The following is a 20,836-nucleotide window of genomic DNA, read 5'->3' on the forward strand; positions in this document are numbered from 1 at the left end:
GCTAAAGACATAAGACGGCGGCGACGGGATGACAGGCGGCGGACCGATGTCCGGCGTCCCGCCCTGCCCCGCCTGACCGGCCGACTGGCCGGCGCTTCCGCTCAGCGCGCCGCGGCCTGCTGGGCGACGCGGATCTGGCGGGCGCGGGTGAGCACCGCGTCCTCCAGCGTCGTTGCCGTCTCAGGCCCGACCGCGCTGTCGCGCCAGTCCGAACCGGCGCGCTGCTGCTTGAACACCGACACCCGCACGCCGTCGGCGCGGAGCTGGCGGTCCATGATGTACAGGTTGACCTTGAAGCGCTCGTTCGGGGTGTCCGGCGGGGTGTACCAGTCGGTCAGGATGACGCCGCCGAACGGGTCGGCCGAGACGATCGGCATGAAGGACAGCGTGTCCAGCGAGGCGCGCCACAGGAAGCTGTTGACGCCGATGCCGTTGGGGTCGCCCTGCTCGGCGCCGTTGCGCTTGTTCTTGCCGAACAGGCTGAAGCCGCCGTCGGTGCCGAGAAGGCTGCCGAACTTGTATTCCTTCTTGATCTGCTCATCGACGGTTTCCGTCTGGCCGCCCCAGCTGGAGCAACCGGCCACGGCGAGCGACGCCGCGAGCACGACGGGGGCAAGGCGAAGGACACGGGAACGGCGCATGGTCGGAACCTGGATCAATAAATTCGGGGTACCGCGCACGAGTCCGCGGCGGATGCGGCTGAAAAGACCATAAAAGCCCGCCCGCGGCAACAGCCGATGCGGGGCGCCGGCTGTGCCTTTGCTGTGTCCGAGCCCGGCACCGGACCCTGCCGCGCGGGTCGGTGTGCGCCGCGGAATCCCGACGGCGGTGCACAATCAAGGTGTGTTCCGTCGGACACACTGTTCCTTCATTGCTGCAACTTTTCCATTTCCGGCTTGCTGGCGTCCCCGCATCTGCGTACCACAGAGCCAGCCAGGACGTTAACCGGGCTGAAAATTCTGCTGCCAGGATGGAGGCAACAATCATGAACCGTTATCTGCTCGCGGGCTGCGCCGCTGCCGCTCTGGCTCTGGGTGCCGGCGCCGCCAACGCTCAGGCCAAGTTTGAAGTCAAGGTCGGCGGCGACGCCTACTTCGAAGGCGGCTACGTCAACGAAGACCGCGACGAGGGTGCCCGTTCGGTTGACTTCCGCAACCGCTTCCGCGTCATCGTGACCCCGACCGCCAAGGCCGACAACGGTCTGGAGTACGGTGGCCGCATCCGTATGCGCGCCAACTCGGGCGCCAACAACGCCCGCACGATGGACGCCGACCGCGGCTACATCTTCGCGCAGGGCGCGTTCGGTCAGGTCCAGATGGGCGTGACCAACTCCTTCAACGACGCCACCTACGTCACCGCTCCGCAGGATTACCTGCAGCTCGGCATCTATGACGGCGTCGCCGCCTGGATCGGCCAGACCAGCGACATCGCCGGCGGCCTGGGCGGCCTCAACGGCTCGATGCTCAGCCAGTCGCTGGTCGTCGAGAACAACGCGACCAAGATCGTGTACTTCTCGCCGCGCTTCGCCGGCCTGCAGGTGGGCGCCAGCTACACCCCGCGCAACGACGACTCGCACGCCTCGGTCAACCGCGCTGACCTGACCCCGGTCACCGCCACCGGCCGCGGCTTCTCGACCACGTTCGAGGACCTCGTCGAAGTCGGCGCCAACTACAGCAACACCTTCGGCGGCGTTTCGCTGAAGGCCAGCGCTGGCTACTACTGGGGTTCCGCCGCCGGCACGACCACGGTCGGCGCCAGCGTCGAGGACCTGAACGCCTGGCAGGTTGGCGCCCAGCTCGGCTACGCCGGCTTCTCGCTCGGCGGTTCGTACACCGACTTCGGTGAGTCGGGCCAGATCCAGACCGCGACCTCGGACAACGAGAAGAGCCGCCTCTGGGTTGTCGGCGCTCAGTACACCGCCGGCCCGATCGTCGTCGGCGCCAACTACAAGAGCGGCAAGGACGCCGGCAGCCTCTACACCGCTGGCGACCGCACCCTGGAAGTCATCGAAGTGGGCGCCGGCTACACCGTCGCTCCGGGCCTGACCCTGCAGGCTCAGTATGACTACTTCAAGGCCGAGAGCGACCTGAGCACGGCCGCCGTGGATCTGGACAACGACGGTCACGTCGTCCTGCTCCGTACGGTGCTGGCGTTCTAATCTGCGGTCATCCGTGGATGGGAAATGGGCGGTGGCTTCGGCCACCGCCCTTTTTCTTTGTCCGCTGCGTCTTTTACGTGCGCCTCCGGTCCCCCCGGCATGGCGCATTTTTTGTGCGTAAAGTTTGTTCAGTACGCTCAAAAACTGGACAAGCAATGTGCTATATTTACGGCATACGGGAAAAACCTTTAGCCTTCAGATACTTATGACTGTGTCGGAAAGGCAACTGTGTTACAGTTGCACCGACTTCCCAGATGAATCACCCTTGCCGGGTAAAGGAACGAGTGGCTTAGTAGTTGGTGGGAAGCACAACCGCACGGCTCCAGTCTCCTTGGGGGCCTGCTAGAAGGATGGACCATCAATGAAGCGTTCTCTTGTTACGGGCTGCGCAGCCATCGCGATCATCGCCTGCAGCGGCGTGGCTTCCGCCCAGACCAAGTTCGAGGTCAAGATCGGCGGCGACGCGTTCTTCCAGGGCGCCTATGTCGAGCAGGACCGTGACGAAGGCACCCGCTCTACGGAGTTCGCCAACCGCTTCCGCGTGACCGTTACGCCGGTCGCCACCGCCGACAACGGTCTGGAGTACGGCGGTCGCGTCCGCATGCGCGCCGCCAACGGCGCCGGCAACGTCCGCACGATGGACGCCGACCGCGCCTTCATCTTCGTGAACAGCGGCTTCGGCACCCTGCAGGCCGGCACGATCAACGGCCTGTCGGACGAGTTTGGCATCATCGGCCCGAACGTCGAGGGCATCGCCGGCGGTCCGGACAACAACACGGTGGAATTCCTGGGCGGCTCGCAGACCTATTCGCTGCTGCCGACCACCACCAACAACTTCCGCGCCTTTGCGTCGGGCGACGTCGGCACCAAGGTCATCTACCTGACTCCGACCTTCGCGGGCATCCAGGGCGGCGTCTCCTACACGCCGCGCACGGGCGACTCGCACACCTCGATCAACCGCCGTCAGGACAACGGCGGCTTCCAGGACGTCGTGGAAGTCGGCGGCACCTACACCAACGAGTTCGGTGGCTTCACCGTCGGGGCCAGCGCCTTCTACCAGTTCGGCGATGCGGTCGATGACGGCACCGGCGCCGGTGCCACCCGCTTCGAGGAGCTCAACTCCTACCATGTCGGTCTGAACGTCGGCTTCGGTGACTTCAAGATCGGCGGCAGCTATGCCTACAGCGGCGAGAGCGGTTACGACAAGTCGCTGACCGTGAAGGAGAAGCAGGACATCTGGATCGTCGGCGCCCAGTACGCCACCGGCCCGTTCATCCTGGCCGCCAACTACTCGCAGTCGCGTTCGAACGGCACCAGCCCGAACACCGGCCTCGTCGCCCCGGTCAAGGCCGAGCTGTATCAGGCCGGCGTGACCTACACCATCGCGCCCGGCCTGACCACGGGCCTGGAGTACAGCTACCTCGACCTCGACTCGAAGCTGTCGACGGTGGACAATGGCGGCATCAACCCCGACGACCGCGCGCACATCATCATGATCGACACCCGTCTGGCCTTCTGATCGGCTGTGCGGCAGCTCTGACAAAAACGGCGGCGGATACCCATCCGCCGCCGTTTTCCTTTGGGTGCCGGGCCTTGCTTCCCGGTGGCCCCTACTTCTTGGTGGCTTGCGCCGCTTCGGTCTCGCAGAGCAGCAGGACTGCCGCGTCTTCCATCGGGGTCCAGACCGCCAGCAGGCGCTGCTTGGCCTTTTCCGCCGTGTAGGCGGTGGTTCCCGGATCGCGGATCGTCCGGACCTTCACCTCGCCCATCTTCCAGCCGGCCTTGCGGAAGCCGCCCAGCGTGGATTCAAGGATCTGGTCGCGGCGGGCGTCGTCGCCCTTCTTGAACTCCCAGCCGTAGCTTTCCAGCTTGGTGCAGCGCCGGTTGATGTCGGCGGCCGCGGCGCCCATGAACTCCTTGTAGGTCCCGTCGTCCTGCAGCGGGAACGGCTGTTCGGCGAAGGGCGCCTGGGCGATGGCCGACCCCGCCACCGTCTTCGGAGCTTCCTTCGGGGGCGCCTCCTTGCCGGCAGCGGGCTTCCCGCTGTTCTGGTTGCCGGTGTTCTGGTTCCCGGTGTTCTGGGCAAGGGCGCTGCCGGCCGTGAACGGCGCGGCCCCCAGAATCAGCGCCGACAGGATCAGGGGACGCATCCAACCACGCATGCCGTGTTCTCCTCGGGGTGCTTGCGTTTCGTCGGTCCGTCCGTTACCACGCCCTCCGGTTCCTGTACAGGCAGGCGCCACAGAAGGGGGAGGACCGGCATGTCCGCTTCGCACACCGATACACCAGACGGCACCGTCACGGCCCGGCTCGAAGCCGTCCGCCGTTCCATCCAGGACGGCTGCGCCGCCGGCGGGCGCGCTCCCGGCGCGGTGACGCTGGTCGCCGTCTCCAAGACCCACCCGGTCGAGGCGGTGGAGGAGGCCCTGGCCGCCGGCCAGCGCGTGTTCGGGGAGAACCGCGTGCAGGAGGCCAAGGCGAAGTTCCCCGCCCTGCGCGAACGCTTCCCGGACTTGGAACTGCATCTGATCGGCCCGCTCCAGACCAACAAGGTCAAGGACGCGGTGGCCCTGTTCGACGTGATCCAGACGGTGGACCGGCCCAAGCTGGCCGAGGCGCTCGCCGAGGAGATGGCGCGCAGCGGGCGCCGGCCGCGCTGCCTGATCGAGGTCAACACCGGCGAGGAGCCGCAGAAGGCCGGCATTCCCCCGGCGGAGCTGGACGCCTTCCTGGCCGCCTGCCGGGACCGCTGGAAGCTGCCGGTGACCGGGCTGATGTGCATCCCGCCGGTGGACGAGGAGCCGGCGATGCATTTCGCCCTGCTCGCCGACATGGCGCGGCGCGCCGGCCTGACCGAGGTCAGCATGGGGATGAGCGGCGATTACGAGACGGCGATCCGCTTCGGCGCGACCCATGTGCGGGTCGGCACGGCGATCTTCGGCGCCCGCCCCACGCCCGCCGCCGGATAGCGCCGCCTATCCCGCCGGGTCCGACACGGTCAGCGCGGTGCCCGGCGCGCAGTCCTTGAGAAGCCGCAGCAGGTCCGTCAGGGGCAGCGCGACGCAGCCCGCCGTGGGCGCCCGGTCGGGCCGCGCCACATGCATGAACACGGCGCTGCCCAGGCCCGGCACCACCGGGTCGTCGTTGTGCCCCATCACCACGATGACGTCGTAGACATGGTCGTCGCGCCACAGCTCCTCGTGGCTGGCGGTGTAGGGGCGCTTGACCAGGCGGTTGTAGGCGGGGTCCGCCGGGTCGTCGCACCAGCCGTCGTCGGGGGCGATGGGCGACGCCGGCAGGCCCGTCTCGGGCCGCTCCAGCCGGTCGGGGCGCCACAGCACGCGGCGCAGCGCGAAGCGGCCGACCGGGGTGGCGCCGTCGCCCTCCCGCTTGTCGGCACGGATGCCGCCGCGGCCCAGCACGCAGCGGAACGACCCGCCGGGCCAGTCGAGGCGGCCTTCGGACGGCGCGTCCTCAAGACGAACCATGATCTCCATCGCCCTTCCCTCACCCGTTTCCGGGGGCACCGCGCTCAGCCGGACACCCGCAGGCTGGGCGCCTGGGTCTGCGCGGCCCGGCGGCCCTGCTCGTACTTGGCCAGATTGCGCATCATCGTCTCAGACAGCATGTCCGGTGTCACGGGCGCGAAGGCGTTGCTGTTGGCGGCGGCCGGGACGGCGTTGGCCTGTGCTGGTGCGTTGGCCGTCCCGGTTCCGGCCGAGGCGTCCGGTTGGGCCGCGGGCGCCTGGGCCTCCGCGGCCTTTCGGGCGCCGGAGTGGGCCGCCGTGGCGGCGAAGCCGATGGTGGAAGGATGCGGCTTTGCGGCGGCGTATTTGGCCATCAGGCTGTTCGCCAGCGGGGTGTCGCGCGCCGGCATGCGCGAGGGATGCGGCGCGTCGGTCAGGCCATCGCGCCCGGACCCGGTCACCGCCGCCCCCACCCCATGCGACGGCGCCGCGGAGCGCTTGGCGTCCGGCAGCTCCGCCGTGACGGTGCGGGCCGGCTGTGCGGCCGGCGCCGCAGCGGCCATGACCGGTGTCGAGGTGCCGGCGGCGGAGTTCGGCAGGGCCGCGACCGCGGTGGCTCCGGATGTGCCGGCGGGCGGATGGCCGGGGGCGGCGTCCCCATCGAAGCCGAGCGACGCCATGATCTGACCGCCGATGTCCTTGCCCTGGGCCTGTTCCACCACCGCGTTGGCGATGGACGCCATGCCGCCCAGCGGGCCGCCGAACAGGATGCCGCCGATGACTTTGGACGACGGCTTGATCGTGTCGCCGGTGATCTCGCGGTAGACGGTGTTGACGAGGGGGATGTGCTGAAGCGGGTTTATGATGTCCAGGAAGTCGCCGAAGGACATCTCGGCCTCGGCCTCGTAGCGGTCGGGGCTGTCCCGGCTTTCCATCACCGTCAGGGAAGACGTCGTTTGGGCCGGCGCCCGCTCGCGCTGCACCGGCCGCGAAGCGGCGGTGGCGTCGATGGTGGTGGCGTCGATGGCCATGGGCGGTCTCCCGTCGCGGTGTCCAGCCCTGTTCTAAGCAACCGGCGTGCCAGTCCTTCGGGCTGAAATCCCGCATTCTCGGGCGCTTTCGGCTCGGGACCGGCCCGGGACCCGGCAAGAGCTGCCGGGCAAGGGGCGTTTCCTGCCCCCTGAAGAATCGACTCTCAGAACATGTGCCCGCTGCGCTCCGCCTTGGTGCGCAGATAGCCTTCGTTGTGGCCGTTGGACGGGAAGATGTGGGGAACGCGCTCGACCACCTCGATCCCGCAGCGGGCGAGCTGGCGCAGCTTCTCCGGGTTGTTGGTCATCAGCCGCACGGCGGTGAAGCCCAACTGCCGCAGCATTTCCGCCGCCGGCAGATAGACCCGCTCGTCCGCCTCGAATCCCAGGATCTCATTGGCGTCCACCGTGTCGAAGCCGCGGTCCTGGATGCGGTAGGCGCGCAGCTTGTTGACGAGGCCGATCCCCCGCCCCTCCTGCGCCAGATAGAGCAGGACGCCGCTGCCCTGCCGGGCGATCTCGGCGATGGCGCCGCGCAGCTGCTGGCCGCAGTCGCAGCGCAAAGACCCCAGCAGGTCGCCGGTGAAGCATTCCGAATGCAGGCGGGCCAGCACCGGCTCGCCCGCCACCGGGTTGCCGACGATGATCGCCAGATGCTCCGGCCCGCCATCGATGGGGCGGAAGGCGGCGATGCTGGTGTTCTCGGCACCGGACAGCGGGACGCGCGCCTCGGCCACCCGGCGCAGCGTGCGCACCACATGGACGCGGTAGTCGGCAATGTCGCGGGCACGGACCAGCAGCAGGTCGTGCTTCGCCGCCCATTCCGCGGCGCTGCCCGTGTGGCCGGCGGCCGTGTGTTCAGTAGCGGGGGCGACGATGGCCGCCGGCAGCAGACGCGCCAGCCGGGCGAGGTCCACCGCCGCGGTTTCCCGCGATCCGGGGTCCATGGCCGTGGCGGTCAACCCGTCCGGCATGTCGCCGTCCGGGCGGTGTTCGGGGTCGGCCAGCGCGTGGGCCTCGTCCGCGGTCAGGCAGCGGGGAAGCGCCAGGGCGACGACCCCTGTCCCCTCCCCCATCAGCTTCAGCACCGTGGCGCGGCGGCGGGTGACGGCCAGGACCGGCGACGCGCCGGTGAGCTGCACCAGCCGCTGCACGGCGTCGATCGCCACGGATTCCACCGACACCGCGGCGCCGACGCTGCCGTCGGCGGTCTCGATGGCGACGGCCTCGCCCCGGCGCAGGGCGGCCGTGGCCCGGTCCACCGCGCGCATGGCGGCTTCGTCCATGGGGAGGACGGCTTCGGGCGGGGCGGAGTCGGAAGGAGCGTCGGCGTACATAACGGAGGCTTCGCGTGCTGCGCCCCGAAGGGCGAAAGATCCCGACATGGGTCGGAGAGCGCGGGAAGCAAAGCGCAGGTGGCGCACCCCTGTCCAGCAAATCCCGCGCGCCACACCGTTGCCGGCGGTGCAACGGTGGCGCAAAGTGGCGCCGGTGCGGGCGAATCCGGCTTGCGCTATGCTCGCCGTCCCCTCTTCCTCCCTTGCACGCGAGACCCATCGCCATGGCGGACCAGCCGGCCCTGCATCTCCTCCTCCCCGCCAACCGGGCGCCGGACGGCTACGCGGAACGCTTGGCGCTGGCGCTGGAGGCGCAGGGACAAAAGATCCTGTGGGAGGCCCTGCCGGGCGATTACCCGCGGCTCGACCCCTCGGCGGTGCTGGCGGCGGACATCGCGCTGTCGCGCCTGCCGGACGGCGCGCGGGTGCTGGTGGACGGCGGCGCCCTGCCCGGCCTGGCCGCCGCCCTGGCGATGGACAGCCGGCGCCTGGGGCTCGTCGCGCTGGTGGAGCGTCTTCTCTGGTTGGAGCCCGGCCTGACGGAGGAGGAAGCCGCCGCCCGCCGCCATCTGGAACAGGGGGCGCTGGCGCTGATGCGCGCCGTCGCCGTGCCGGACGCCGCGACGGCGCGGGCCGTGGCGGAGCTCGGCCTCGCTCCCGAGGCGGCGATCCTCCTTCCCCCGGACGCCGCCGCGGCGGCCCGACTGGGTGGTCTGTGGGGTGCCTGACGCTTGTCCCCCGCTTGTCTTCGGACCTTCCGATAAGGCTAGGGCAATCCCGCGCGGGCCATGATAAGTTCCGCGCCCGGAGCCACCGGTGAACGCCCCCGCATGACGCTTGCGAAACGCATCCTTCTGATCGACGACGACACCGCCCTCCGGCAGTCTCTCGCCGAGCAGCTCCAGCTTCTGGAGGAATTCGAGACGGTGGAGGCCGGGGACGGCGCCTCGGCCCTGGCCGTGGCGCGCGAGGGTGGCTTCGCCGCCATCCTGCTCGACGTCGGGCTGCCGGACATGGACGGGCGCGACCTCTGCCGCCTGCTGCGGCGCGAGGGGGTGCGCTGCCCGATCATCATGCTGACCGCGGCGGCCTCCGACGCCGACACCATCCTGGGGCTCGATTCCGGGGCCAGCGACTACGTCACCAAGCCCTTCCGCATGGGGGTGCTGCTGGCCCGGCTGCGCGCCCATCTCCGCGTCCACGAGCAGAGCGAGGACGCCGTCTTCGCCATCGGCCCCTACAGCTTCCGCCCGGCGGGCAAGCTGCTGCTGGCCGACGGCGGCGCCCGCAAGATCCGCCTGACCGAGAAGGAAACGGCGATCCTGAAATACCTGTACCGGGCCGGCGGCGCGGTGATCGGGCGGGAGACGCTGCTCGGCGAGGTGTGGGGCTACAACGCCGGGGTCACCACCCACACGCTGGAAACCCACGTCTACCGCCTGCGCCAGAAGATCGAGCGCGATCCGTCCAACGCCGAGATCCTGGTGACGGAGCCCGGCGGCTACCGGCTGGTGCCCTGACCGCCGGTTCGCCGATCCCCGGACCGTCCCTTGCCGGCCTGCCGCCGCGCGGAACCATCTTCCTGCTTGCCCATTGAAAAGATTGATTTCCGCGCCGCCCCGGCGCGGACTCCCGTCGGGCAAGGAGATGACGCCTTGGTAGCCATCGTCGATCACGCCAGACCGGCAAGGGCCATCCATCCCTTGCACGCGGTGCTGCTCGCCGCCTCCCTTCCACTGTTCCTGGGGGGCCTGCTCTGCGACATCGCCTATTCCAGAAGCTTCGAGATCCAGTGGAGCAACTTCGCCGCCTGGCTGATCGTCGGCGGCATGGTCTTCGCCGGCGTCTCGCTCCTCTGGGCCTTCATCGACCTGTTCCGCGCCGGCCGGCGCCGCGGTCGCGGGCTCGCCTACTTCGTCCTGCTGTTCATCACCGTCGCGCTCGGCCTCGTCAACGCCTTCGTGCACGCGCGGGACGCCTGGGGAGTCATGCCCGAAGGCCTGATCCTGTCGGCGGCCGTCGCCGTGACCGCCCTCCTGGCGACCTGGTTCGGCTTCTCCAGCTTCCGCATGGGCCTGCGCATGGGAGACACGCGATGACACGCTCCAGCCTGCTGGCCGCCGCGGGGATCGTCGCCCTGCTGACCGCCTGCGACGACGGCACCCCGTCGCCACCCGTCTACGGCGCCAACCCGCCCCTGCCCGAGCAGCAGCAGGGCCTGCTTCCCAGCATGAAGATCGCCAAGCCCGCCAACTGGGGGGACCGCAAGCCGACCGTGCCGGAGGGCTTCACCGTCACGGCGATCGCCACCGACCTCGGCATCCCGCGTCAGACCCTGGTGCTTCCCAACGGCGACATCCTGGTCGCCGAAGGCCGGGGCGGCTCGGCCCCGCCGCTGCGGCCGAAGGACCTCATCGCCGGCATCATCAAGGCCAAGGGCACGACTTCGGTGCCGAGCGGCAACCGCATCACCCTGCTGCGCGACGCCGACGGCGACGGCAACTACGAGGAGCGCACGGTCTTCGCCGACCAGCTGAACGCGCCCTACGGGCTGGCCTTCGCGAACGGCCAGATCTACGTCGCGAACCAGGACGCGCTGGTGCGCTTCCCCTACCGCGACGGCCAGACCCGCGCCGAGGGGCCGCCGGAGAAGGTCACCGACCTGCCCGCCTACATCAACCATCACTGGACCAAGTCGCTGGCGGCCAGCCCGGACGGGCGGTTCCTCTATGTCGGCATCGGCTCCAACAGCAACATCACCGAACGCGGGATGCCCGCCGAGGCCGACCGCGCGATGGTCTGGGAGATCGACGCCCGCACCGGTGCACACCGGCCCTACGCCACGGGCTTGCGCAACCCCACCGCGCTGGCCATCCAGCCGGGGACCGGCACGCTGTGGGCGGTGGTCAACGAGCGCGACGAGCTCGGCCCCAACCTCGTCCCCGACTACCTGACCTCGGTCCGCGAGGGCGGCTTCTACGGCTGGCCCTACAGCTATTGGGGGCAGAACGTCGACCCGCGCGCCCAGCCGCAGAAGCCCGAGCTGGTCGCCGCGGCGATCAAGCCGGACTACGCGCTGGGATCGCACGTCGCGGCCCTCGGCGTCGCCTTCTCCTCGCCGGTGATGGGCGAGCGCTTCGCCGACGGCGTGTTCGTCGGCGAGCATGGCAGTTGGAACCGCAGCGTGCCCAGCGGCTACAAGGTGATTTTCGTCCCCTTCCGCGACGGCGCCCCCGCCGGGGATCCGGTCGAGGTGGTGACCGGCTTCATGGGCGAGGACGGCAACACCTACGGCCGGCCGGTCGGCGTCACGGTGGACCCGAAGGGCGCCCTGATCGTCGCCGACGACCTGTCGAACACGGTCTGGCGCGTCGCGGTGACCGATCGCTCGCCCAGCGCGGAAGGACCGGCGGATCTGGGCAGCGCAACGACCGATGGGAACGGATCGTCGAACTGAAACGGGCCAACTGAAACGGGAACACCGTGTCAGGGCCGTTTGCCGGGCGGTCCTGACCGGTCGGAGATGGTGACGGTGACCGGATAGCCCATCCAGCGCTGGCGCTTGTTCTCCAGAGCCGCACCGCCGCGGGCCGGACGGCCGCCGCCCCACAGGCCGCGGCCGCGCGGCACCACGGGCAGCAGGCGGATCTTGCGTCCGACGATGGCCAGCCGGCGGCGCCAATGGGCGACCAGCTTGGGCGAGGTGCCGACCCGCCGCGCGATCTCGTGGTCGGCCAGCAATGCGCTGTTCGGGTCCTGCAGCAGGTCGAGGATGGCGCGGCGCTTGTCCAGGCTGGTGTGGCGGCTGTGCTTGCGCTCCAGCGCCTTGCCGAGGTCCCACAGCTTCTCGGCGGTCTCGCGGGCGAGGCCGCGCCAGCGGTCGGCCTCCTCGCGCTGGCGCTCCATGTCGCCGTTGCTCTTTTCCAGCTGCCGCTTCAGCCCGGCGACCTCCAGCTCCAGATCACGCACCTGACGGCGCAAGCCCTGGACAAGCTGGTCGGGCGGCGGCGGACGGTCGGGCGGCGGGGCGCTGGCGGCGGGCGGCGGTTCCGGGGCGGTCGAGACCGGACGGGCGCCGCGGGCGAGATCGCGGAACGACAGGCCGGCCCTCGACAGCATGATGCGCGCGGCGCGCAGAGCGGACTGGGCCTCGCCCTGATGCTCCGACTCGGCCATGGCGAGGACTTTGGCGAGTTTGTCTGGGTCCATCCGAGGGGTCGGGGTCCGGAGGCGATTTTTCGCGTCGATGGGCGAACGGGCGCAAACTACCACATCTTATTGGATTGGGCATCTCCGCATCTCGGCGGTGCGGCACGCCTTTTCCTCTTACCCCCGTCTTGCGCCGTCCCCCCTTCTATCGAGGCGGAATGTCTGCGTGCCTGCCGTCGGACCGGCCTATAGACGCGCCGAAGGGTCGTTTCGTGAAACAACCTTTTCACTCGACTCGCGTCGGTCCTACCGCCAAATTGTCGGTACCATGACGGCACGAACCGTTTCCGACGCCTGTTCCGGTGCGCCTGACACCCCGCCGGACTTCACCGTCCGCTTCTGGGGCGTGCGTGGCAGCATCGCTTCCCCGGGACCGGACACGGTCCGCTACGGCGGCAACACCCCCTGCGTCGAGCTGCGCTGCGGGGACGCTCTCCTGGTCCTCGACGCCGGTACCGGCCTGCGCCCGCTGGGCGAGGCGCTGATGCGCCAGGGAGAGCCGGTGGACGTCGATCTGCTGCTGACCCACAGCCATCTCGACCACATCTGCGGCCTGCCCTTCTTCGCGCCGGCCTTCGACGCGGCCAGTCGCGTGCGGATCAGGGCCGGCCATCTGGAGCGGGAGCGGACGATGCGCTCCGTCCTGGAATGCATGATGTCGGCGCCGCTGTTCCCGGTGCCGGTGGAGATCTTCCGGGCCGACTGCACCTTCCACGACTTCGTCAGCGGCGAGACGCTGGCGGTGAAGCCGGGCGTCACCGTGCGCACCGCCGCGCTGAACCACCCGGACGGGGCCACCGGCTACCGCGTGGAGTTCGCTGGGCGCAGCCTGTGCTACGTCACCGACACCGAGCACCCCGCCGCCGGGCGCGACCCCGCCGTGATGGAGCTGGTGCGCGGCAGCGACCTGCTGATCTACGACTGCACCTACACCGACGCCGAATACGCCGCCCGTGTCGGCTGGGGCCATTCGACCTGGGAGGAGTGCCTGCGCATCGCCGACGAGGCCGATGTGAAGCGCGCGGTCATCTTCCACCACGATCCCCGGCGCAGCGACGCCGAGCTGGACGTCATCGCCACCGCCGCCGAGGCCCGGCGCCCCGGCACGCTGGTCGCCCGCGAAGGCATGGCGCTCCCTCTCTGAATCGTCCTCTCTGACTGGACACCTATCCCGTTGGACAGTGATGCGCCAGGGACACGGCCAAGCCTCCGTTCGCGTCCCGTGGCCCGTTGTCACTGCCGGATCGTGTGACAATTATGGTATGAAAACCGCCTGCAACCGCAGAGAGAACTCTGGGGAGACGCATGCGGCATCTTCTGCGCTTATCGTTGCTGGGCCTGCTCGCCGGCGGAACGCTCGCCGGCTGCGCCTCCACTCCGGGTCCCCAGGCCTCGTTCGATGGCGGCCCCCGCTCGATCACCCTGCACCATCCCGCCAGCGGCGAGACGGTCAGCGTCACCTACCGCCGCGCCGACGGGTATGACCCGCAGGCCCTGGACCGCATCGCCACCCTGTTCCGCGACCGCCGCACCGGCGAAACGGTGCCCGTCGATCCCACGCTGGTGGAGCTTCTGGCCGACCTGCGGGACCGCTGCGGTGCCGACGCCGACACGCCGGTCCACATCACCTCGGGCTACCGCTCGCCGCTGACCAACGTCACGCTGGCGCGCAGCAACCCGAACGTGGCGGAAAACAGCTATCACCTGCGCGGGCAGGCCGCCGACATCTCCATCCCCGGCGTCCCGCCCCGCCGTCTCGCCGACGAGGCCGCGGCCCTGCAACGCGGCGGCTACGCGCTCTACCCCCACACCGGCCACGTCCATGTCGACACCGGCCCGGTCCGCACCTGGAGCCCGAAGGGCGGCGACCCACGCATCCTCGAGGCCAGGGCGACCCCAAAGGCCGCGTCGGGCAAGGCGGTCGCCGCCAAGGCATCACCCGCTCCCCGGACACAGGTCGCGGCGGCGGAGCCCGCCCCGCCGAAGCGCCCTCCGGCCAAGGCCGCGCCCGCCGCCTCTCCGGCGAAGGGCAACGACGCCGACCTCGCCCGCGTCCGCATGGTGCTGGCCTCCCTCAAGGAGCAGCCGGAGCCTGCGGCGAAGAAGAAGCCCTGAGGTTTACCGATACGGGTCCGCCGCGTCGCGCAGGCCGTCGCCGAGGAAGTTGAAGCTCAGCACGGTCACGATCACCGGCAACACCGGCAGCATCAACCAGGGGTACAGCGCCACCACGTTGATGTTCTGCGCCTCGGTCAGCAGCACCCCCCAGCTGGTGATCGGCGGGCGCAGGCCGAGGCCGAGGAAGCTCAGCGCCGTCTCGCCCAGGATCATGCCGGGGATGGCCAGCGTCGCCGAGGCGATCAGGTGGCTCATGAAGCTGGGCAGCAGATGCCGCCCGATGATGCGCGCCGGGCTGGCGCCCATCAGCTGGGCGGCCGTGGTGAAGTCCTCCTCGCGCAGGGCCAGCAGCTTGGACCGCACGGCGCGGGCGAGGCCCGTCCATTCCAGAAGGCCCAGGATCACCGTGATCCCGAAATAGATGAAGATCGGGTTCCAGGTGACGGGCAGGGCGGCGGACAGGGCCATCCACAGCGGCAGCTCGGGGAAGGAGCGGATGATCTCGATCAGCCGCTGGATCAGGTTGTCCACCCAGCCGCCGTAATAGCCGGCGATGCCGCCGATCACGATCCCCAACACGAAGCTGACCGCGACGCCGATCAGCCCGATGGTCAGCGAGATGCGCGTCCCGTAGATCATCCGCGACAGCAGGTCCCGCCCCAGCCGGTCGGTGCCCATCAGGAACAGCGTGCCGCCGTCGGCCGGGCAGGCGAGGTGCCAGTCGCTCTCCACCAGCCCCCAGAATTCATAGCGGTCGCCGCGGCAGAAGAAGCGGATCGGCTGCACCTTCGCAGGATCGGGCGTGTACTCCCGCTTCAGGATCTCCATGTCCAGCCGGTAGCTGTAGCCGTAGACGAAGGGGCCGACGAATTGCCCCTCGTGGAACAGGTGCACGGTCTGCGGAGGGGCGTGGATGAAGTGGGAGTTGCGGCTGTCCACCGCGTAGGGGGCCAGGACCTCGCTGACCAGGGTCGAGGCGTAGAGCAGCAGCAGCACGATCCCCGACGCCACCGCCAGCTTGTGCCGCCGCAGCTTCCACCAGACCATCCGCCATTGCGAGGCGGTGGTGAAGCGCTCCTGCTCCGGCGACAGCCGTTCGACCTCGTCGGGGTCCCAAGGCGCCGTGTCGACGGTGTGGGGCAGGGGCGTCTGGGTCGGAAGGGCGCTCATCGGCTGGCTCCTCCGCTCAGGCGGATTCGCGGGTCGAGCGCGGCCAGCGCCAGATCGGACAGGAAGACGCCGATCACCGTCAGCACGGCCAGAAACATCAGGAAGGACCCGGCCAGATACATGTCCTGGCTGCGCAGCGCCTGGAGCAGCATCGGCCCCGTCGTCGGCAGCGACATCACCACCGACACGATGGCGGCGCCGGAGACGACCTGCGGCAGCAGGTTGCCGATGTCCGACACGAAGGGGTTCAGCGCGACGCGCAGCGGGTATTTCACCAGCGCCCGGCCCGGCGGCAGGCCCTTAGCCCGCGCGGTGACGACGTAGGGCTTGTGCAGCTCGTCCAGCAGGTTGGCGCGCAGGCGGCGGATCATCGCGGCGGTGCCGGCGGTGCCGATGACGATCACCGGAATCCACATGTGCTCGAACACGCTCATCGCCTTGCCCCAGCTCCAGGGCTGGCCGATGTAGCGCGGGTCCATCAGCCCGCCGATCGAGGTGCCGAACCACACGTTGGCGAAATACAGCATGACCAGCGCCAGAAGGAAGCTCGGCGTCGCCAGCCCCAGGAAGCCGAGGAAGGTCAGGACATAGTCGCCCAGGCTGTACTGCCGCGTCGCCGAATAGATGCCGATGGGGAAGGACACCACCCAGATGAACAGGATGGTCGCAAAGGACACGATGGCGGTCAGCGACAGCCGGTCGCCCACCACGTCGGCGACCGGCAGGTTGTATTCGAAGGAATAGCCGAAGTCGCCGCGCAGCATGCCGGCCAGCCACAGCGCGTACTGCTCGTGCATCGGCCGGTCGAGCCCGTAGGTCTCGCGCAGCATGGCCATCCGGCCCTGGTCCATGCTCTCGCCCCGGCTCTGCATTTCGTTGACCAGCGTGGTCAGATAGTCGCCGGGGGGAAGCTGGATGATGACGAAGGTGATGACGCTGATCGCCAGCAGCGTCGGGATCATGATGAGGATGCGGCGGATCACGTAGCCCAGCATGGCCTCACCCCTTTCCGTCGAACCAGAAGCCGTCAGGCCGGTACAGCCCGAAATGCGCGCCGGGGTCGTAGTTGAACAGACCCTCCTCCGGCACGTTGCGCAGGGTGCGGCGCGCCACCACCGGCTGCGGCACCCCGGCCACCGTGCCGATGGTGAAGACCTGCTCGGCGTTGAGCGTCAGGATGCGCGTCCAGGCCGCCGCCCGCCCCGCCTCGTCCGGCGCGTCGCGCCAGGCGCGGAAGGCCTCCAGCAGGTCGCGCGCCTCGGGCATGTCGGGGCGCTCGCCGTCCTTGCCCATGGTCTGGAAGAACTGGCCCCATTTCGGCCACTGGTACTTGGCCTGATCGACCGGCACCAGTTCGGCGGGGCTCATCTCCGCGGTGGCGATGGCGTTGTCCAGCCCGCGCGATATCGACATGCAGGTGTCGCCGGCGAAGATGCGGTTGCGGAACACGTCGAGCTGCGAGGAGCGGATGTAGAGCCGCGCCCCGATGCGTCGCCAGCCGTCGGCGATCAGCTCCAGCGCGTCGGTCTCCTCCGTGCTCTCCCCGGCGGTCTCCACCACGATCTCCAGCGGGCGGCCGTCGGGCAGCAGGCGGACGTCGTTGACGTCGCGCTTGGTCAGGCCAACCTCGTCGAGCAGCCGGTTGGCCTGCTTCACGTCGAATTGCGCCCAGCGGTCGCGGTAGGCCGGCGTCCAGAGCGGCGAGACCTCCAGCAGCGTGTTGTTGGTCGGAATGGCGAGGCCGTAATAGATGACCTGGTTCATCTCCTCGCGGTCGATGGCCAGCGACAGGGCGCGGCGGTAGCGCACGTCCCGGTTCAGCGCGCGCCATACCGGGTCGTTGCAGTTCAGATTGGGGAACAGCGCCATCTGCGCCCCGATGCCGGTGCGCCACAACGTGACCCGTTGGTCGTTGCGCTTCGCCCCCTGCTTCAGGAAGGTGTAGTTGTCGAACCGCAGGTAGCGCGCCTGGAGGTCGCTCTCGCCCGCCCCCGTCTTTGCCGGGATGATCTTGGCGTCGGCCACCGTCATGATGATCCGGTCGATGTAGGGCAACTGCCGTCCCGCCGGGTCCACACGATGGAAATAGGGATTCCTTACGAAGATGAAACGGTCCGCGGGCGGCGCGGTCGTCGGCACCCAGGGCTGCAGGGTCGGCAGGTCCGGGTTGTCGAACTCGGTCAGATTGTCCTTGCGGTTGTGAAGCTGCTGCCAGCTTTTCTGCCGCTCCGCCTCCACCCGCTGCTTCAGTTCCAGCGGCTCGGTGAAGCGGGGGTGGAAGCGCCGCAGGTAATGGGCCGGGGCGTAGATCTCCACCGGCTTGGCCCCGGCCAGCATCGGCAGGAAGAAGGGGTTGGGGCGCGACCACGTGTAGCGCACCGCGGCGGCGTCCAGCACCTCGAACGTGGGCGCCTCCCCGGCCACCAGCATCTCCGGCGGCGGCCCGCCGGGGGAGCGCTTGGCGTTGTTGGCCATGTCCTCCCACCAGTAGCGGAAGTCCTCCGCCGTGAAGGGATGGCCGTCCGACCAGCGGTGGCCGCGGCGCAGCGTGAAGGTGAAGATCCGCCCCTCCTCCACGTCCACCCGCTCCAGGATGTCGGGGACGATGCGCAGGTTCGGGGTCAGCGCGACCAGCCGGGCGTAGCTGTAGACGTAGATCAGCCGGGTGTCCTTGGTCCGCGCCATCAGCAGGCGCAGGTCGCCGCCATGACGCCCCGGCGATTGCCACGCGCGGTCCATCGGCTCGACCAGCGGGGTGAGCGGCAGCCGCTTCTCCACCGGCGGCAGCGATCCGGCACCGACCGCGTTCTCCAGCATCGGCGTCTCGACCGCGTCGAAGGCGCTGAGCCCGAGGAAGGCGAGCAGCAGCAGGGCGGGGCGGGCCAGCCTCATCACGCCACCTCACGCACACGGATGGCGGCGTCGGCGCGCACGCAATGGCCGCCGCCGAGATCGACCAGATGGGGCTGGTGGTCCTCGTCGATGGTGAAGGGGGCGGGCCAGCGCGCAGGGTCGGAGGCGCGGCCCTCCTCCAGGTCGGTCAGCGACAGCGGGCGGCTGGGGTCCGGCTCCGGAACGGCGGCCAGCAGGGCGCGGGTGTAGGGGTGGACCGGGTTTCGGAACAGCGCCTCGCGCGGGGCCGACTCGACGATCCGGCCGCGGCACATCACCAGGATGCGGTCGGCCATGTAATCCACCACCGCCAGATTGTGGCTGACGAACAGGTAGGTCAGGCCAAGCCGTTCCTTCAGGTCCTTCAGCAGGTTCAGCACCTGCGCCTGGATCGATACGTCGAGCGCCGACACCGGCTCGTCGAGCAGCAGAAGCTCGGGCCGCAGCGCCAGCGCGCGGGCGATGCCGATGCGCTGGCGCTGGCCGCCGGAGAAGCTGTGCGGGTAGCGGCGCAGATGCCGGGCGTCCAGCCCGACCAGCCCCATCAGCTCCTTCACCCGCGCGGCGCGCTCCGCCTCGTCGCCGATGCCGTGGATGACCAGCGGTTCGGCGACGATGTCGAAGACGGTCATCCGCGGGTTCAGGGAACCGAAGGGGTCCTGGAAGACGAACTGCACCTTGCGGCGGAAGGCGGTGAGCGCGGCGCCCTCCAGACCCAGCACGTCGACGATCCGGCCGTGGTCGTTGAAGCGGACGTTGCCGGCGTCCGGGGTCAGGGCGCGCATCAGGATCTTCGACAGGGTGGTCTTGCCGCAGCCCGACTCGCCGACCAGCCCGACGCATTCGCCGCGCGCGATGGCGAAGCTGACATCGTCCACCGCCAGCGTGCCCGCCCCGGCCTTGGCGCCGAACCAGCCGGCCTTGCGCGCGCCGTAGCGCTTGCGCACCCCCTCCACCGCCAGCAGCGGCCCCACCGCGTCGGCGCCGGGCGGCCAGGGCTGGTGGTCCTTCTCCAGCAGGCTGCCGCCCTGCGACGTAATCGAGCGGATCGGCACCAGCCGTTCCCCCAGCGCCATGTGGAAGCGCGGAACGGCGCGCAGCAGCGCCTTCAGGTAAGGGTGGCGCGGATCGGCGAAGATGTCCTCGCGCGTGCCGGATTCCATGATCCGCCCGCGGTGCATCACCACCACCTCGTCGGCGAGGTTGGCGACGACCCCCAGGTCGTGGGTGATGAGCAGGACGGCCATCCCGAGATCGGCCTGGAGGTCCTTGATCAGCTTCAGGATCTGCGCCTGGATGGTGACGTCCAGCGCGGTCGTCGGCTCGTCGGCGATCAGCAGGGCGGGGCGGCAGACCAGCGCCATGGCGATCATCGCGCGCTGGCGCAGGCCCCCCGACAGCTCGAACGGGTAGGTGTCCAGCGCCCGCTTCGGGTCGGGGAAGCGCACCCGGCGCAGCATGTCCTCGGCCTGGGCGCGGGCCTGCCGTGCGGTCACCCGCTGGTGCAGCCGAACCGCCTCGCCCACCTGGTCGCCCACCGTGTGCAGGGGCGACAGCGAGGTCATCGGTTCCTGGAAGATGATCGAGATGCGGCCGCCGCGCAGCGCCCGCATCGCCGTGCCGTCGGCCTTCAGCCCGGCGATGTCGACGGGGCCGGCGCCGTCGTCGAACATTATTTGCCCGTCCGCGATGGTGGCGTTGCGGGGCAGGATGCGCAGGATCGACTGCGCCGCCACCGACTTGCCCGATCCGGACTCCCCGACCAGGGCGACGGTGGAGCCGGCCCGCACCCGGAAGGACACGCCGCGCACCGCGTGGACCACGCCGCCCGGCACTTGGAAATCGACCTTCAGGTCCTCCACCCGGAGCAGCGTGCGGCTCATGGCGCCGGCCTCTTTTCGTTGGTGCCTTTCTCGTTGGGATCCTCCGGCGGCTCGATGCCGAGGGCGATCAGGTTGTCCACCGTCACCGCGCTCAGCGCCACGCCGTTGCGCCCGGCGGCGAGGGCGGCCTGTTCGATCACCGCGTCGAAGCCCTCCAGGTTGCTGTCGAAGCGCAGGGTCGTGCCGCCGCCGCTCAGCGCCGCCTGCATCCAGCCGTCGTCACGGCCCCGCTTGGTGGCGTAGTAGCGCAGCTTCAGCCCGGACAGCGCGTCCCAGCGGATGGCGCCGCCCAGCGGCCCGTCCGCCCGCAGGCCCTTGTCGTCCATGGTCAGGCGGGTCAACTGGCGCTGCAGGGTGCGCGCCGCGAAGACGGCGAACAGCAGCGCGCAGGCCGCCAGCGGCACGGCGATCCAGGGGATGACCGGCAGGAAGGCCAGCGGCAGCACCGTCAGCGCCAGTCCCGCCCCGGCCCGCGCGTAGTCGCCGGCCAGCGCCCCGGCAGGGTAGCGCATCTCCGCGACGGTCGGCGTCTCCCCGGTCGAGGGGCGGGCCATGGGCAGCTCGGCCATGT

Annotated in this window: 20 protein-coding genes; 9 read left to right on the top strand and 11 right to left on the bottom strand. The window is 69.8% G+C overall.

The features are described 5' to 3' along the window. Positions 1–101 precede the first annotated feature (101 nt). The gene (locus tag FHW79_RS03105) at positions 102–641 is read right to left on the bottom strand and encodes a DUF3576 domain-containing protein (protein ID WP_014238944.1); all 540 of its coding nucleotides are present in this window, start codon (positions 639–641) and stop codon (positions 102–104) included. Between the two features lie 344 nt (positions 642–985). On the opposite strand from FHW79_RS03105, the gene FHW79_RS03110 reads away from it, so the two are divergent. Both FHW79_RS03110 and FHW79_RS03115 read left to right on the top strand, forming a co-directional pair. Next, positions 986–2,158: a porin gene (locus FHW79_RS03110; RefSeq protein ID WP_183177588.1), complete on the top strand. Its 1,173-nt coding sequence runs from the start codon at positions 986–988 to the stop codon at positions 2,156–2,158. A gap of 361 nt (positions 2,159–2,519) precedes the next feature. Further along, positions 2,520–3,677, top strand: a complete 1,158-nt coding sequence (locus FHW79_RS03115) for a porin (RefSeq protein WP_183177589.1) — start codon at positions 2,520–2,522, stop codon at positions 3,675–3,677. Positions 3,678–3,768: 91 nt separating this feature from the next. Here the strand turns inward: FHW79_RS03115 and FHW79_RS03120 are convergent, their stop codons facing one another. Next, complete coding sequence (locus FHW79_RS03120; protein WP_183177590.1) at positions 3,769–4,320, bottom strand: hypothetical protein; 552 nt, start codon at positions 4,318–4,320, stop codon at positions 3,769–3,771. A gap of 99 nt (positions 4,321–4,419) precedes the next feature. Between FHW79_RS03120 and FHW79_RS03125 the strand changes: the two genes are divergently transcribed. Then, positions 4,420–5,127: a YggS family pyridoxal phosphate-dependent enzyme gene (locus tag FHW79_RS03125; RefSeq protein WP_183177591.1), complete on the top strand. Its 708-nt coding sequence runs from the start codon at positions 4,420–4,422 to the stop codon at positions 5,125–5,127. 6 nt (positions 5,128–5,133) lie between these two features. Here FHW79_RS03125 and FHW79_RS03130 read toward each other — a convergent pair whose 3' ends face one another. The 3 genes from FHW79_RS03130 to ribA all read right to left on the bottom strand — a co-directional run bounded on the left by FHW79_RS03130 (position 5,134) and on the right by ribA (position 7,942). After that, a complete protein-coding gene (locus FHW79_RS03130; protein WP_183177592.1) occupies positions 5,134–5,655 on the bottom strand; it encodes a L,D-transpeptidase family protein in 522 nt (173 codons plus the stop codon). A 35-nt stretch (positions 5,656–5,690) separates the two neighbouring features. Next, positions 5,691–6,656: a hypothetical protein gene (locus FHW79_RS03135; RefSeq protein WP_183177593.1), complete on the bottom strand. Its 966-nt coding sequence runs from the start codon at positions 6,654–6,656 to the stop codon at positions 5,691–5,693. 164 nt (positions 6,657–6,820) lie between these two features. Then, the gene (gene ribA, locus FHW79_RS03140; protein WP_247884131.1) at positions 6,821–7,942 is read right to left on the bottom strand and encodes a GTP cyclohydrolase II; all 1,122 of its coding nucleotides are present in this window, start codon (positions 7,940–7,942) and stop codon (positions 6,821–6,823) included. A 275-nt stretch (positions 7,943–8,217) separates the two neighbouring features. On the opposite strand from ribA, the gene FHW79_RS03145 reads away from it, so the two are divergent. From FHW79_RS03145 to FHW79_RS03160, 4 genes are all read left to right on the top strand, one after another. After that, the gene (locus FHW79_RS03145; RefSeq protein WP_183177595.1) at positions 8,218–8,721 is read left to right on the top strand and encodes a glycosyl transferase; all 504 of its coding nucleotides are present in this window, start codon (positions 8,218–8,220) and stop codon (positions 8,719–8,721) included. Positions 8,722–8,823: 102 nt separating this feature from the next. Beyond that, positions 8,824–9,513, top strand: coding sequence for a response regulator transcription factor (locus tag FHW79_RS03150; RefSeq protein WP_183177596.1), 690 nt, complete (start codon positions 8,824–8,826; stop codon positions 9,511–9,513). A gap of 135 nt (positions 9,514–9,648) precedes the next feature. Beyond that, positions 9,649–10,092 carry a DUF2231 domain-containing protein gene (locus FHW79_RS03155; protein WP_211108056.1) on the top strand — a complete coding sequence of 148 codons (444 nt, stop codon included), beginning with the start codon at positions 9,649–9,651 and terminating at the stop codon, positions 10,090–10,092. Beyond that, a complete protein-coding gene (locus FHW79_RS03160; protein WP_183177597.1) occupies positions 10,089–11,450 on the top strand; it encodes a sorbosone dehydrogenase family protein in 1,362 nt (453 codons plus the stop codon). The genes FHW79_RS03155 and FHW79_RS03160 overlap by 4 nt, the downstream gene beginning before the upstream one ends. Positions 11,451–11,479: 29 nt before the next feature. Here the strand turns inward: FHW79_RS03160 and FHW79_RS03165 are convergent, their stop codons facing one another. Then, positions 11,480–12,202 (bottom strand): hypothetical protein, encoded by a 723-nt coding sequence (locus tag FHW79_RS03165; RefSeq protein WP_247884132.1) that lies wholly within the window; start codon positions 12,200–12,202, stop codon positions 11,480–11,482. A gap of 268 nt (positions 12,203–12,470) precedes the next feature. Between FHW79_RS03165 and FHW79_RS03170 the strand changes: the two genes are divergently transcribed. Further along, positions 12,471–13,346: an MBL fold metallo-hydrolase gene (locus FHW79_RS03170; RefSeq protein WP_183177598.1), complete on the top strand. Its 876-nt coding sequence runs from the start codon at positions 12,471–12,473 to the stop codon at positions 13,344–13,346. A 161-nt stretch (positions 13,347–13,507) separates the two neighbouring features. Further along, complete coding sequence (locus FHW79_RS03175) at positions 13,508–14,317, top strand: DUF882 domain-containing protein (protein WP_183177599.1); 810 nt, start codon at positions 13,508–13,510, stop codon at positions 14,315–14,317. Positions 14,318–14,320: 3 nt separating this feature from the next. Here the strand turns inward: FHW79_RS03175 and FHW79_RS03180 are convergent, their stop codons facing one another. Genes FHW79_RS03180 through FHW79_RS03200 form a run of 5 tightly spaced genes read right to left on the bottom strand, consistent with a single transcriptional unit; the run spans position 14,321 to position 20,834 of the window. Continuing rightward, the gene (locus FHW79_RS03180; protein ID WP_183177600.1) at positions 14,321–15,490 is read right to left on the bottom strand and encodes an ABC transporter permease; all 1,170 of its coding nucleotides are present in this window, start codon (positions 15,488–15,490) and stop codon (positions 14,321–14,323) included. After that, positions 15,487–16,485 carry an ABC transporter permease gene (locus tag FHW79_RS03185; protein ID WP_183177601.1) on the bottom strand — a complete coding sequence of 333 codons (999 nt, stop codon included), beginning with the start codon at positions 16,483–16,485 and terminating at the stop codon, positions 15,487–15,489. The genes FHW79_RS03180 and FHW79_RS03185 overlap by 4 nt, the downstream gene beginning before the upstream one ends. Before the next feature lie 4 nt (positions 16,486–16,489). Continuing rightward, positions 16,490–18,382 carry an ABC transporter substrate-binding protein gene (locus tag FHW79_RS03190; RefSeq protein ID WP_211108057.1) on the bottom strand — a complete coding sequence of 631 codons (1,893 nt, stop codon included), beginning with the start codon at positions 18,380–18,382 and terminating at the stop codon, positions 16,490–16,492. Next, a complete protein-coding gene (locus FHW79_RS03195; RefSeq protein WP_183177603.1) occupies positions 18,382–20,265 on the bottom strand; it encodes an ABC transporter ATP-binding protein in 1,884 nt (627 codons plus the stop codon). Before FHW79_RS03195 ends, FHW79_RS03190 begins: the two co-directional genes overlap by 1 nt. Beyond that, positions 20,262–20,834 carry a hypothetical protein gene (locus FHW79_RS03200; protein ID WP_183177604.1) on the bottom strand — a complete coding sequence of 191 codons (573 nt, stop codon included), beginning with the start codon at positions 20,832–20,834 and terminating at the stop codon, positions 20,262–20,264. The genes FHW79_RS03195 and FHW79_RS03200 overlap by 4 nt, the downstream gene beginning before the upstream one ends. Between the last annotated feature and the right edge of the window lie 2 nt (positions 20,835–20,836).

Source organism: Azospirillum sp. OGB3 (genome assembly GCF_014192915.1).
In the GTDB taxonomy this organism is placed as follows: domain Bacteria; phylum Pseudomonadota; class Alphaproteobacteria; order Azospirillales; family Azospirillaceae; genus Azospirillum.

What these genes read in the sequence shown, in the direction of transcription:
- FHW79_RS03150 (WP_183177596.1), top strand. Translation starts at nt 8,824, where the DNA reads ATGACGCTTGCGAAACGCATCCTTCTGATCGACGACGACACCGCCCTC.
- FHW79_RS03175 (WP_183177599.1), top strand. Translation starts at nt 13,508, where the DNA reads ATGCGGCATCTTCTGCGCTTATCGTTGCTGGGCCTGCTCGCCGGCGGA.
- FHW79_RS03130 (WP_183177592.1), bottom strand. Translation starts at nt 5,655, where the DNA reads ATGGAGATCATGGTTCGTCTTGAGGACGCGCCGTCCGAAGGCCGCCTC.
- ribA (WP_247884131.1), bottom strand. Translation starts at nt 7,942, where the DNA reads ATGGACGAAGCCGCCATGCGCGCGGTGGACCGGGCCACGGCCGCCCTG.
- FHW79_RS03200 (WP_183177604.1), bottom strand. Translation starts at nt 20,834, where the DNA reads ATGGCCGAGCTGCCCATGGCCCGCCCCTCGACCGGGGAGACGCCGACC.
- FHW79_RS03180 (WP_183177600.1), bottom strand. Translation starts at nt 15,490, where the DNA reads ATGAGCGCCCTTCCGACCCAGACGCCCCTGCCCCACACCGTCGACACG.
- FHW79_RS03110 (WP_183177588.1), top strand. Translation starts at nt 986, where the DNA reads ATGAACCGTTATCTGCTCGCGGGCTGCGCCGCTGCCGCTCTGGCTCTG.
- FHW79_RS03165 (WP_247884132.1), bottom strand. Translation starts at nt 12,202, where the DNA reads ATGGACCCAGACAAACTCGCCAAAGTCCTCGCCATGGCCGAGTCGGAG.
- FHW79_RS03145 (WP_183177595.1), top strand. Translation starts at nt 8,218, where the DNA reads ATGGCGGACCAGCCGGCCCTGCATCTCCTCCTCCCCGCCAACCGGGCG.
- FHW79_RS03125 (WP_183177591.1), top strand. Translation starts at nt 4,420, where the DNA reads ATGTCCGCTTCGCACACCGATACACCAGACGGCACCGTCACGGCCCGG.
- FHW79_RS03185 (WP_183177601.1), bottom strand. Translation starts at nt 16,485, where the DNA reads ATGCTGGGCTACGTGATCCGCCGCATCCTCATCATGATCCCGACGCTG.
- FHW79_RS03160 (WP_183177597.1), top strand. Translation starts at nt 10,089, where the DNA reads ATGACACGCTCCAGCCTGCTGGCCGCCGCGGGGATCGTCGCCCTGCTG.
- FHW79_RS03105 (WP_014238944.1), bottom strand. Translation starts at nt 641, where the DNA reads ATGCGCCGTTCCCGTGTCCTTCGCCTTGCCCCCGTCGTGCTCGCGGCG.
- FHW79_RS03190 (WP_211108057.1), bottom strand. Translation starts at nt 18,382, where the DNA reads ATGAGGCTGGCCCGCCCCGCCCTGCTGCTGCTCGCCTTCCTCGGGCTC.
- FHW79_RS03195 (WP_183177603.1), bottom strand. Translation starts at nt 20,265, where the DNA reads ATGAGCCGCACGCTGCTCCGGGTGGAGGACCTGAAGGTCGATTTCCAA.
- FHW79_RS03120 (WP_183177590.1), bottom strand. Translation starts at nt 4,320, where the DNA reads ATGCGTGGTTGGATGCGTCCCCTGATCCTGTCGGCGCTGATTCTGGGG.
- FHW79_RS03115 (WP_183177589.1), top strand. Translation starts at nt 2,520, where the DNA reads ATGAAGCGTTCTCTTGTTACGGGCTGCGCAGCCATCGCGATCATCGCC.
- FHW79_RS03170 (WP_183177598.1), top strand. Translation starts at nt 12,471, where the DNA reads ATGACGGCACGAACCGTTTCCGACGCCTGTTCCGGTGCGCCTGACACC.
- FHW79_RS03135 (WP_183177593.1), bottom strand. Translation starts at nt 6,656, where the DNA reads ATGGCCATCGACGCCACCACCATCGACGCCACCGCCGCTTCGCGGCCG.